This window comes from Nonomuraea cypriaca (assembly GCF_015645445.1).
Classification (GTDB): Bacteria; Actinomycetota; Actinomycetes; order Streptosporangiales; family Streptosporangiaceae; genus Nonomuraea; species Nonomuraea cypriaca.
In genome coordinates, this window is sequence record NZ_JADOGI010000099.1 from 24,355 (window position 1) to 36,897 (window position 12,543).

Below are 12,543 nucleotides of genomic sequence, written 5' to 3' on the forward strand. Positions count from 1 at the left end.
TGCCGATATCCCTGATTGCCGTGCCCACTTCTCCGTTATTTCCACAAAAAGGAACACTCGGCCTAATCACTGGACATTGCGCGCCCAGGAATTCGCCCGCACAATCCAGGCACGGTTTACGTGAGAGGTGACGGCAGATGGCTGGAGCGCTCCCCGACGCCACCAACGGCGACTTCCTGCTGGACGCGCTGCGCTCCGCCAACGCCTGCCGCGCCAGGCACCACGCGCCGCCCCTGGTCATGGACGCGCTGCTCGTCGACTACGCCCGGTCCAGGGCCGCGGCCCGCTCGTCGTACGGGAATCCGCCGCCCTGCCGCGGGGGCACCGGCGAGAACCTGTTCTGGGGCGCGGGCGACGGCATGAGCGCCGCCGGGGACGCGGTGACCGCGTGGTACGACGAGGTCTCGGCCTACGACTGGGAGGCTCCACCGGGACCCGGGCCGTCGGGGCACTTCAGTCAGCTCGTCTGGAAGAACACCACCAGGATGGGCGCCGCCCGGGTGTCCGGTCAGGGCGCCGAGCGCCACGAGACGTACATCGTCTTCGTGTTCGAGCCCCCTGGCAACGTCGGCGGGGAGTTCGCGGGCAACGTCCTGCCCGCCTGAGCATCCCCGGAGCCCGCCGGCGCGGGGCTCTCGTGAGCCCCGCGCCGGATGGTGGAGATTGGGTCAGAAGAAGAATCCGAAGGCGTCGTCCAGGCCGCTCTGGTCGATCCATCGGGTCACGCGGGCGCCGGTCTCGGCGATCGTTCCCGTCCGCGTGTTGGTCGGTTCGATCTCCGAGGGCTTGAAGAGCTGCTTCTCACCCTGACCGGAACCGCCTGGCCGGACGAGGTTCGAGGGTGGCGGCCCGTCGGGGTACATCCGCCCGTTGCGGTAGACGGTGAACGACTGGGTCGGTTGCACCGTGCCGTCGTTGCGGTAGACCTGACTCGGCCTTGGCTGCGCCGGCTGCCGGTTCGCCCTGGGCGGCGACTGCCGCTGCGTCGCGCGGTGGCTGGTCGGTCGCTGTGCCGGCCGCTGCCGTGTCCTGGCGGGCTGCCTGTTCGCTCGCCTGCTGCGCGCGGCCCTGGCCGCCGCCGCCCTGGCACGACGGGCGGCCGCCTGGCGTGCGGCCGCGGCCGCTCTCCGCCTGGCCGCCGCCGCGGCGGCACGTCTGGCGGCCGCAGCCGCACGCCGCCTGGCCGCGGCTGCCGCACGTCGTCGTGCGGCCTCAGCCGCGCGCCGCCGCGCCGCCGCGAGCGCCCGTCGTCGTGCCGCCTCAGCCGCGCGCCGTCTGGCCGCCGCGAGCGCCGCGCGCCTGGCCGCCGCCCGCCTGGCCGCCGCGAGCGCGGCACGCCTGGCGGCGGCCTGGGCCAGCCTCCTGGCGATGGCGCGGGCCGCGATCCTGGCCGCGATGCCGACCACGAACCAGACCAGCTGCCCGTCGGGGTCACTCATGCTGACGGGGCTGTTGTTGGCGTAGGCGTAGGCGTTGAGCTGTTGTGGGTCCTCCTCGTTGATGATCGGGTCGACCGACAGGAAGCGGCCGTTTTCTGGGTCGTACTCGCGGGCGCCGAGGTGGACGAGATCGGTGCTCGGGTCCTGGGTGCCGCCGACGAATCCACGCTGTCCCGGCCACCACGGTGGCGGTGATCCGCGATCCTCGCCGAACGGGGTCTGCCTCCGGACGGCCAGGTCGCCGCTCCCGGCGTTCACCGCGGCCTGGGCGGTGCCCTGGTGGTCGTTGACCAGGAAGAAGACCTGGTCGTCCGGCGTGCGCATCGCGATGGGCTCGCCGTTGACGGTGTAGTAGCGGGTCTGCTCGACGACGTCCTCGGCGAAGTCGAGGCGCAGCTCCATGTCGTCGACGTAGAGCGTGGCGTCGGTCGGGGTCTTGCGGAGCAGGCGGTCGCCGTCCGCGTCGTAGACGAAGGACGTGGTCTTGCCTGCCTCCGTTACCGACTCCAGGTTGCCCTCGGCGTCCCAGACCAGGGCCTGATCGGAGGTGCCGACCTTGCGCCTGGTGGTGTTGCCCGCCGGGTCGTAGGCGAACAGGTCGGCGCCGACGCCCTGCAGCGCGTGCGGCTGCTCGGCGCCCGCCTCCGGGTAGGTGGAGGTGCGCACGGTCTCGGGCGCGCCGCCCCAGGCATGGTTGGTCTCCTTGAGCCGGTTCCCGGCGGCGTCGTAGGCGTAGCTGAGCGCGTACGGGGCCACGCCGCCGATCTTGCCGGACGTCGGGGTGCCGGAGGCGCAGTCGTCGGTGGCCGTCCACGCCGAGGTCAGGCGGCGCAGGTGGTCATACGTGAAGCACTGCGTGTCCTGGCCGCCGGCCGTTTCGGCGATCTTGGTGATGTTGCCGACGGCGTCGAAGGAGTAGTTGAGGTCCAGGTCGGTGGCGGCGGCGCCCTCTCTGTCGAGCCGCATCCTGGTCAGCCTGCGGGTGGACTCGTCGTGGGTGTAGGTCAACCAGGTCTTCTTGGTCCCCTCACCCAGCTCGTACTGGAGGGTCTCGCCCAGCTTGGAGTAGCGGGTGGCGCTCACGTACGCCGACAGGCCGGTGACCTTGGCCGGCTGACTGAGCCCGTCGTAGCTGTAGACGACCGACTCCTCCGCCAGCCCGCCGGCGGCTGGGAAGCTGACGGACTGGACCTGGTCGTCGAGCGTGTAGCGGGTGTTGAGCACGTACGAGCCGGCCAGCTTGCCCTCCCGCTCGGGGACGGTGACGGTCTGGCGCAGCGTGCGGTAGCTCGAGTCGATGGCGTTGATCTCGGCCTTGTACGCCTGCCCGCCCACGTACCGGATGCTGGCGTTCAGCTGGCCCTTGGCCAGTGCGTCGTACTTCCACTCGGCCAGGAGCGGGCCGGTCGCGGAGCCCTCGCGCAGCTCCTTCTTGCGGCCCAGCTCGTCGTAGCCGTACCACAACGTCTTGCCGCGCGCGTCCGTGGTGGTGACCACCTCGTCGGCGTCGTTGTACGTCATCGTGGTGACGCCCTTGTCGGGGTCCTCGGTCTTGATCTCCCGGCCGCGCAGGTCGTAGTGGTGACGCCACACGTTGCCCGCCGGATCGGTCACCGTGGACAGCCGGCCGGCGTGGTCGTAGGCGTACTTGGTGGATTCGTACTCGCCTGTAGGGGTTGCGCCCTTGTACTGGCGCAGCTCGATGAGGCGGTCCTCGGCGTCGCCGATGCGGGTGGTCGCGGTGCCGCCGGGCGGCGGCGTCACGTGGATCCGGTCACCCTGCTGCGTGGCGGAGGCCCGCTGCTGCTCCACACCCTTCGCCTTGAGGATCTGGGCGTTGACCTCGCCGGAGCCGTCGAAGGTCGACACGATCTGGGTGGGCACGTCGGTGTCGGCCACCGCCAGCAGCTCGGTGGACGGCGCGCCGGTGGCGAAGTAGCCGGTGTTGGCCTTGTACTTCTCGCCCTGGGAGTTGTAGAAGGTGTCGGTGATGGTGCGGCCGTCACGCAGCGCGGGATCCTGCGTCTGGTCGTCGAGGGGCGCGGGCTCCTGGGTCTGGCGCTCGCGCATCAGGCCGTCGTACAGCTCGTGGCTGGTGGTGTAGCCGCCGTCGGCGCGCAGCGTCTTCGTGGTGACGACGCTGGGGCCGTCGGTGCGCATCGCGTAGGAGTACTCGGTGTTCGGCGACTGCCCCTCCGCCCTGCTGCGGTCGGGCTGCCAGACCTTGATCAGGCGGCCGAGCGCGTCGTACTCCATCTCGACGCGACGGTTGTTCGCGTCGATCTCGGCGACGGGCTCGCCCCAGGCCGGTTCGAGCTGGGTGCGCTCGACGTGGCCGAGCTGGTTCGTCTCGGTGGTCTCCGTCGCGGGGGCGCCCGCGGCGGGGCTGTAGGTGGTGACGGACTTGGTGCCGACGGAATCGGTCTCGCTGGTCTCCCGGCCGTAGGCGTCGTAGGTGTGGGTGCTGTCGGTGATGGTGGCGCCGTCGGCGTCGACGAGTTGCTGGACCGTGGTCACGTCGCCCTTGCTGGGCGCCTGGCCGTACGCCTTGCCGTCGTACTGGACCTTCTCGTCGGAGATCACCTCACCGACGGCCAGCGTGGCGACGGCGGTGCCGCAGCCTGCCGCGACCTTCTGGATCCTGCTCATGTAGTCGAGCATCCAGGCGGAGTCGTTGCGGGCGTAGGTGTAGCGGGTGCACTCGTCGTCGGCGGCGCTGGCCAGGTCGCCCTTCTCCTCGACCTGGGTGAGCAGGCCCTTGGCGTCGTACGAGCGCTCCTCCCCGGTACGCCGCCACTTGCCCCCGGGCAGCGCGGTCCTGGTGACCATGGACTTGGCCTCGACCACGTGCGCGGCCTTGGTGACGCCGCCCTGCGTGGACTCGGCCGTCTTGACCGACCACGGCTCCTCGACGGTCGCGGTCAGGACCGCCCCGCCGTCGCCGTCGTAGAGGATCTCCTCCCGCTCGAACCCGGACAACTGGTCCAGGTCGTCCAGCTTGACCCCTTCGGAGTCCTCGATCTGCGCGGTGCGCTTGGAGCCGTCGGCCTGCTTGTCGCCGTGCATGCCGCGGAAGTACCTGAACTCCGTGAGCGTGCGCTTGGCGTCCTGACCGTCGCCCTGGCGGACGCGTACCCGGCCGAACCCGCGCCAGTCCGACCACGTGCGGTGCTCGGGCTTGACCAGGATGTTGTCGGCGTAGCGCCAGGCGGCGCCGTCCAGGTACTCGTAGTCGGTGACCACGTTCGGCGAGCCGGCGACCCGGTCGACCTCCACGGTCTGCGCCACGACGTACTTGTGGAACCAGTCGGTGACCTCGGCCTCGTTCGGCGGGGCCCAGCGCTGCGGGAAGCAGCGCCTGGTGTTCTTGTCGGCCGTGGGGACGTCGCCCGGCTTGCAGTCGGCCGGCGCGTAGTTGACCCGCAGCTCGCCGCCCGACTCGTTGTTGACGGCCTGAACGCGCCACTTGACCAGCGGGGCGCGGCCCTCGTCTGTGTCCACCCGGTTGGCCAGCTGGACGCCGATGAATGTGATCCTGGGCAGTGTGATCGTGCCGCCCACGTGGCCGCTCTGCTGGATCGAGGCCAGCCACAGCGACGGGCTCATGCCGTCACCCGAGGCCGGGAACTGGTGCGTCAGTGCCCACGAGTCCACCGGGTAGTACTGGCCGGATGCGTTCAGCACCTGGGTGGTGACCTTGGTCAGCCGCTTGCGCGTGAAGAACGTCGGCGCGAGGCGGTCGGTGCACTTCACGCCGGAGTTGCAGATCTGGTCGAACGGCACGTCCGGCCAGTGGCTCGCGGTCTCCTTCTTGAGCTGGTCGGCGGCGCAGGTGATGGTCCCGCTCGGCAGGCAGCGCTCCGCCACGTCGAAGACCACCCTGGCCGCCGGGACCCTGGTGAACAGCTCGTTCTTCAGGTAGCCGTAGTCGACGCGCTTGAGGTAGGCGCCGCGTACGTACTCCGTGCCGAGCTCGGGCTTCATGTTGCGGCCGTAGAAGTTCTTCTCGACCTCGTACCAGTAGGTGGTGGCGTTGCCGTGGGGGTCGGCGGCGTAGTCGAGGTTCCACCGGTACGCCTGCCGGCACCAGGCGTTGGCCGGGGTGCTGGAGTAGCACGGCTCGCCGCTGTTGTTGCCGAACACCGGCACCGTCTGCACCGACTGTGTCTCCGGCTTGCCGGTCGTCCAGCCGGGCAGGCGGTTCAGGCCGAAGGTGTACTGGGCGCCGTCGGCGGTGGTGACCCGCCAGTACTCGCCGTTGTTGTCGCCGTTCGAGGCGCCGGTGAGTGCCTCGATCCTGGTGCCGTCGTCACGCTTGGGCCGCCACTGCTTGGTGGTGGCGTCCTTGACCAGCTCGACGGACGAGTCGCCCAGGGACAGCGTGGCGTTGTCCTGGTCCCAGCACAGGTCGCCGGTCTTCTTGCCGTCGATCATGCAGGACTTGTAGCGGCGCTCGATGTAACCGCCGGGGTTCATCTCGAAGCCCTCACCGGCCCAGGACGGCTGGTTGTTGGTGGAGGCGGTGCGCCCGTCCACGCTCTGCGAGGAGTAGCCCAGCGAGATCGCCGGCTCCTCACCGCCGAGCGCGGGCGGCGTGCGGAGCTCGTAGCCCCAGGTGAAGTCGCCCGACTGGGTGCCCACACTCCAGTCGGCCGAGGCGGACAGGGAGGTGGCGGCGTGGTCGCCGGACGGGCCGGAAGCGGCCGCGGTGAGCGCGTACAGGCCGGTGGTCTCGACCTCGGCGGTCACCGTGCCGTTCTTCGCGTCGTTGCCGCTCTTCACGGGCTGCGGCGCGGGGCAGGTCGCGGCGGCCGCGTCGAGCGCGCACTCCTCCAGCTTGACCAGGCGCAGGCGGGAGCCGTAGTCGCCGCCGTACGCGTAACGGAAGCCGGAGTAGTCGATCTCCAGGCGGGTCTTGGCGGACTTGGCCGCCGCCGTCGCCACCCCCTGGCCGGGCTTGACCCGCATGGCCAGGCCGAGCAGGTCGGTGTCGAGGAGCTCGACGCTGACCGGGCTCGCGGTCCGCGCCGCCTTCGCCGTCCCCGTTCCCTGGGCCAGCTTCACGGGGAAGCCGGCCGCCAGGGTCCTGGCTGAGCCGTCGAGCTCCGCCTTGCGCGGTTCGGGCCAGCTCACGCCGGGCGGCGCGTGCCACGCCTGCTTGGCGGCCGGATCCGCGATCGGCGGAAGTACGGGGACCTTCCCGCCCTTGACCGGCGTCTCCTTCTGCACGGACGGGGCCGGGCGGGACGCGGCCGACGCGGGCATGGCGTACGTGAGGGGGATCACGAGCATGATCGAGAGCACCGTCGCCAGACGGCGCGGCCAGGGTGACTCGGGCTTCGCGCCATGGAAGCGATTCCAGGAGGGATCCGGACGATCGGGCTCTTCCGGTTGTCGCTGAAAACGATTCCAGCGGGATTCGGGCAGCTCTAACTCACTCGGCAGGTCCATGAACCTTCTCCAGAGGGGGGAGTTACTGTGCGGCCAGTTGGGCGATCTGTTCGGCGTTGAGCACGCCGTCGTAGGTGCGGACGTCGTCGACGGTCCCCGGCCAGTAGCCGGTGAAGGCGCCCGCGGTCTTGGTGCGGCCCAGTTGCAGCGGGCCGGCGGCGTTCCATGCGCTGACGTGGTCGGTGATGGTGGCGGTGGACAGGCGGCCGTTGACGTAGATGCGGAGCTCGCCGGCGAGCGGGTCGTAGACGCCGGCGACGTGGGTCCATTCCATCGGCGTGGGGATGGCGTCGGAGCGGGTGCGTACGAGGGCTGCGGTGTCGGTGTCGGCGGCGGCCATGCCCAGGACCCACCGCCTTTGTTCCTTGTCGTAGCCGAGCTGGAAGCCGGCGGCCCGGTTGCCCGGCTGGGCGGCGACGGCGGTGTCGCCGGTGGGGAGGTAGTCGAGCTGGGTCCAGCCGGCGACGGTGAACCCCGTCCTGGTGTTCACGGCCGGTCCCGCCGTCTGGGCGTGGCCGTTGACGCCGTCGAGCGCGAGCGCGCCGTCCAGCCAGCCGGCGGTCCACGAGGCACCGCCGGACAGCGTGGCCGGCGTCGCGCGGCCTGAGGAGTCGGCGGCGGACAGGCCCGCCTCCTCGTCCAGCCTCCAGTGGCCGACGAGCGTGGCGGCGCTGTTGACCAGCTCGGCGACCTCGTCGGCGAACATGGCCCGGCCGTAGACGCGGACCTCGTCGAGGTCGCCTGGCCAGAAGTCCGCGGCGGCGCCGTTGACCTTGCCGCGCCCGATGGTCAGGGGGCCGGTGGCGGCCCACGGCCGCGCGGCGACCGTGGACTCCAGCCTGCCGTTGACGTAGAGGGAGATCTGGGCCGCGGCGGCGTCGTACACGCCGGTCAGGTGGGTCCACTCGGAGAGTCGTGGCGCGGTCGCGGAGAGGGCGCGCACGGCGGTGGCGCCGTCGGCGTCCGCGCCGGTGAGGGTCAGCGCCCAGCGGTCGTCCGGTTTCGAGTACTGCAGCGCGAACGCGCCCGTCCGGCCGCCCTCCTGGGTGACGGCGGTGGCGGTGGCGCCGTTGCCGGTCAGACGGGCCCAGGCGGTGACGGTGAAGTTGCGGCCGGTGTCCACGACCGGGCCTGTGGTCTGCGCGTACGAGTTCGCCAGGCGCAGGGCCGTACCGGTCCTGCCGGTCGTCCAGGAGGCCCCGTACAGGGTCGCGGGGTGGGCGCCGGCGGCGTCGGCGGCCACGGTGCCCTGGCTGTCGTCCAGCTTCCAGTGGGCGGCGGGTACGGCGCCGGCGTTGACGTTGAAGACGTAGGTACGGATCGGGCCGAGCTGGCCCGCGTGGTCCTTGCTGCGCACCGACAGGACGTTGGGGCCCTCGTGGCGCGGGGTGAGCCGGACCGTGGCCGTGCCGTCCTGGCCGGCGGCGACCTCCGTCTTCGGCGTGGTGTCGAGCCCGTAGACGTAGGCGGCCACGTCGGTGACGCCGTTGGGGGCGAAGGTGAACGTGCCCGCCAGGCCGACGCCGTCGTTCCAGGTGTTCTCCGCGTACTCGGGGGCGGTCACCACGGGTTCCCTGGCGGGGGCGGCGGCGTCCACGGTGGCCTCACACCAGGGGCTCCACGCGCTGTCGGCCTTGCCGTCCTCCGCGCGGACGCGCCAGCGGACCACCGAGCCGTCGGCGTACGCGCCTCCGGGCACGGTCGCGGAGAACGCGGTGCCGGTCGAGCCCAGACCCGTGACGTACTCGCCCAGCTTGGTCACCCCGTCGGCCGCGTACCACTCGAACCGGCCCCTGACCGAGTTGTCGACGTCCTTCAGCTTGGCCCACAGCTTCGGCGTGGTGGTGCTGATGACCGGCCGTTCGTCGCCAGAGACGCAGGACCCACCCGGGTCGGGCCACACGTCGGCGGCCACGGGGGCGGCGGGCAGCGAGTTGTACTCGATGACCAGGCTCGGATTGTTCTTGAACTTCTTCCAGGCGTACTGGTCGGTCTCGCTCGTTGCCCGCAGGCCGACGGTGATGTTGGGCCAGTTCTTCGCGGCGGCGTCCACGACCTGCGAGGTGACGTCGAACTCGACCCCGCCCGGCAGGCACGAGGAGCCCCAGCCCTTGGCCACGTTCACCGTGGACAGCTTCCTGACCCATGTGGGCTGCTTGTTCCAGGTGGTGCTCTTGCTGATCGTGTTGGTGGCCCACGCCTCGACCTTGCGGGCGCTGCACGAGTACGACCACGTCTCGTACGTACGCAGGGTCCCCTTGATGATCTGCTTGCCGTGGATGGTCGACCCGGTGTTCATCTGGAAGAACGAGCGGTTCTTCTGCGACTCGACGTGGCCCACCCTGGCGACGTCGCTGGAGTTGAGGTAGTTGGAGTTGGGCCAGTTGCTCCAGACCGCCGTCCAGGCGCCACGGGCGGCCGAGAAGTACGGGTCCAGATAGACGGGGAAGCGGGTCTTCTTGCCGGTCAGCAGCTTCTTGTCCGGCTTGAGCCGCAGCTTCCCGCCGACCAGTTCGACGCCCATCGTGGCCTGGCGGGCCTCTGGGGAGCGGCCCTCCTTGAGCGCCTGGGGGCTCGTGATGCCCTCCGAGTCCCACATCGTCGGGGTGGGCGCGATGAAGAGCGTGCCGCCGTTCTGGTCGACGGCCTCCAGGTTGCCCGCCTTGTCGGCTTTCATCGACAGGCCGCGGGCCGACAGCGGGTACGTCAGCTCGGTCAGCCCCGCCGCGGCGGCCCGCGACTTGACGACCAGGAGGTGGGAGAAGCCGTCCACGTCCGCGGTGACCTGGAGGTCCACGCCCGGCATGACCTCCGGGTAGGTGGCGGTGTCGCCGTTCAGCACCGGCTTGGGCAGGGTGCCGTGCCAGCCGAGCTCCATGGACTTGCCGCCTCTGGACAGGCGGGCGAGTGGGGCGGCGCCGCCGCCGGAGAACGTCAGGCCGACCGCCGCGGCGACCGGTTCGACCGCGCCGTCGGGGCGCAGGCGCAGCGTGGTGTCCACGGGCACCCAGCCGTCCTGCTTGCGTACGCGTACCGGACGGGCGTGCTGCTCCAGCAGGAACGTGCCGTCGGGCTGGGCGAAGACCTGGCGGGTCTCACTGCGCAACGACTCGACCTCGACCTGCTCGCCGGCGCGGCGGGCGAGCCCCAGCGCGGCGCCCTCCGACCCCGCGGGCGGCTCCGGTGGCTCCACCCGCTCAACCGCTGGTACGGGCCCTTCTGAGGCCGCGCCCGGCTGAGGCACCGCCAAGATCGCAGTAGTTAACGCCGCCGCGACCAGCCCATGCACTACCCGCATACGTTCCTCGCCCATGCTGAGCAGGGGTTACGCGCGGGAGAACGAGCGCCCGGCGTCTCCACGATCTTCGGTTGACGATCGGATTCTCAACCCCCGTCAAGGCATCGGTCCAGACTTTTGCTCATTTACCTCAATTTTTCTTCAGCGTCCCGATTTATCCGGAAAAATCCGCCAAGGCCAGCTCAGACCTCTACCGGCAACGGATACGCCCCCGGATTGACCCGCTTGACGATCTCGTTCAACGCGATCCGGACGTACGGCTCCCCCACCCACAGGTGCTTGGCCCCGTCCACCCCGACGACCTCGGCCTGCGGCACCCGGGCGAAACGCGCGCGGGCCTCCTCCGGCCGCAGGTAGTCGTCGAACTCCGGCACCAGCGCGACGAGCGGCCGCCCGAACCGCCCCCAGGCGTCCAGATCGTCGTCCGTGGCCCTGTGCAGCGGCGGCGACAGCAGGATGGCCCCCTCCACCAGCGGATCGCGCGCCCACTTGAGCGCCAGCTCGGAGCCGAACGACCAGCCGACGACCCACACGTGCGGCAGGTCGTTGTATTCGGCGTACTCCAGCGCGGCCAGGACGTCGAAGCGCTCGCCCTCACCCCCGTCGAACGTCCCCTCCGAGGTCCCGCGCTCCGAGGACGTGCCGCGTGTGTTGAAGCGCAGCACGGCCAGGTCGGCGAGGGCGGGCAGGCGGTTGGCGGCCTTCTTGTAGACGTGGCTGTCCATGAACCCGCCATGCGTGGGCAGCGGGTGCAGGGTCACCAGCGTGGCCACGGGGGGACGGTCGAGCGGCAGGGCCAGCTCGCCGACCAGGGTCAGGCCGTCGCCCGTCTCCAGCTCGATCGGCTCACGCCGGGCCGGCAGCACGGTCGCCGCGCGAATCTCGCGCATCTCCACGCGCCTCTCCATAGGGGGTCCCTTCAGTAACGGGTGCGGCCCGGGCCGCGGTCGAGTCTCTTACGCCAGCATGCCTGGTGCCAGTGGCGGCGCTCATCGTCGCCGCCCGGCCAGTTGGGCCAGGCGACGAGGTGCGGCTGCCCGCTGCGGATCTCCTGGTCGCAGCCGGGGCAGCGGTAGTCCTTCGTCGACGACGCACCGGTGAGCACGCGTACCTTCCACTCGCCGTCCGGCCATTCCTCCACTTTGTCCAGCCCGGTGGGGAAGCCGAAGGGGCGGGAGGACTCCCTGCGGCGGGCACGGCGCGGGCTCATCGACGGGAGCGCCCACTCACCCCGATGCCGAGCCCTGCCACTGCCACCCTTACGAACGCCATGCGTCCAGTTTTCCAGAGCCGCTAAGGTGGGTCGTCATGCGGTTGGTCATCGCGCGATGCAGCGTGGATTACGTCGGACGGCTCACGGCGCATCTGCCGATGGCGCCAAGGCTCGTGCTGATCAAGGCGGACGGGAGCGTGAGCATTCACGCCGACGACCGCGCGTTCAAGCCGCTCAACTGGATGAATCCGCCGTGCAAGCTCAAGGAGAACGGCGAGACCTGGACGGTCACCCACGGCAAGACCGGCGAGAAGCTGGTCCTGACCATGGCGGAGATCCTCCACGACTCCAGCCACGAGCTGGGCGTCGACCCCGGGCTGATCAAGGACGGCGTGGAGGCCCACCTGCAGGAGCTGCTCGCCGAGCACATCACGACGCTGGGCGCCGGCTACTCCCTGATCCGCCGCGAGTACATGACGGCGATCGGCCCGGTGGACATCCTCTGCCGCGACGCGCTGGGCGCGACGGTGGCGGTGGAGATCAAGCGCCGCGGCGAGATCGACGGGGTGGAGCAGCTCACGCGCTATCTGGAGCTCCTCAACCGCGATCCGCTGCTCGCCCCCGTCCGCGGCGTCTTCGCCGCCCAGGAGATCAAGCCCCAGGCGCGCGTGCTCGCCACCGACCGCGGCATCGATTGCGTGGTGCTCGATTATTCGGCGCTGCGCGGCATTGAGCCCGAGAATCCCACCCTTTTCTAGTTTACGCGCTGCACGGGCAACCACTCGCCGTTCCCCCTGAGGGCCCTCCAGGGAAACGGCCTCTGACCCTTCAGTGGCGGGCCGCCGTTACGCGAGCGCCTTCTTGGCCCGCTGGGTGGTCAGAGTCTTGGCCGCTGAGTCGTCGGGTCTTCGCCCGCTGGGTGGTCAGGCTCTTGGCCTGCTGGGTCGTCGGGGTCTTGGTCCGCTGGGTCTTCTGGGTTGCCTGGTAAGCGGTGGGTTACCGAATTATTGTGGCGGTATGGCTGCGCTCACGTTCGACTCGCTCAATCCGGCCACCGGCGAGGTTGTCGGTAGTCATCCGAAGGGTTCTTCCGAGGACGTTCACCAGGCTGTGGGGCTTGCCCAGGGGGCGGCGGGGTGGTG

The 12,543-nt window shown here is 70.5% G+C and carries 6 protein-coding genes; 2 read left to right on the plus strand and 4 right to left on the minus strand.

What is annotated here, in order from left to right; genetic code table 11:
- Window positions 1-137: 137 nt before the first annotated feature.
- Window positions 138-605, plus strand: a complete 468-nt coding sequence (locus ITP53_RS29130) for a CAP domain-containing protein (protein WP_195898658.1) — start codon at window positions 138-140, stop codon at window positions 603-605.
- Between the two features lie 63 nt (window positions 606-668).
- Here the strand turns inward: ITP53_RS29130 and ITP53_RS29135 are convergent, their stop codons facing one another.
- From ITP53_RS29135 to ITP53_RS29150, 4 genes are all read right to left on the minus strand, one after another.
- The gene (locus tag ITP53_RS29135; protein WP_195898659.1) at window positions 669-6,731 is read right to left on the minus strand and encodes an RHS repeat-associated core domain-containing protein; all 6,063 of its coding nucleotides are present in this window, start codon (window positions 6,729-6,731) and stop codon (window positions 669-671) included.
- Between the two features lie 181 nt (window positions 6,732-6,912).
- Window positions 6,913-10,188 (minus strand): LamG-like jellyroll fold domain-containing protein, encoded by a 3,276-nt coding sequence (locus ITP53_RS29140; RefSeq protein WP_195898660.1) that lies wholly within the window; start codon window positions 10,186-10,188, stop codon window positions 6,913-6,915.
- Window positions 10,189-10,370: 182 nt separating this feature from the next.
- Window positions 10,371-11,078 carry an alpha/beta hydrolase gene (locus tag ITP53_RS29145; RefSeq protein ID WP_195898664.1) on the minus strand — a complete coding sequence of 236 codons (708 nt, stop codon included), beginning with the start codon at window positions 11,076-11,078 and terminating at the stop codon, window positions 10,371-10,373.
- Window positions 11,079-11,107: 29 nt separating this feature from the next.
- On the minus strand, window positions 11,108-11,398 hold the full coding sequence (locus ITP53_RS29150; protein WP_195898661.1) for an ATP/GTP-binding protein: 291 nt from the start codon (window positions 11,396-11,398) through the stop codon (window positions 11,108-11,110).
- 98 nt (window positions 11,399-11,496) lie between these two features.
- On the opposite strand from ITP53_RS29150, the gene nucS reads away from it, so the two are divergent.
- The gene (gene nucS, locus ITP53_RS29155; RefSeq protein ID WP_195898662.1) at window positions 11,497-12,159 is read left to right on the plus strand and encodes an endonuclease NucS; all 663 of its coding nucleotides are present in this window, start codon (window positions 11,497-11,499) and stop codon (window positions 12,157-12,159) included.
- The last annotated feature ends 384 nt before the right edge of the window (window positions 12,160-12,543 follow it).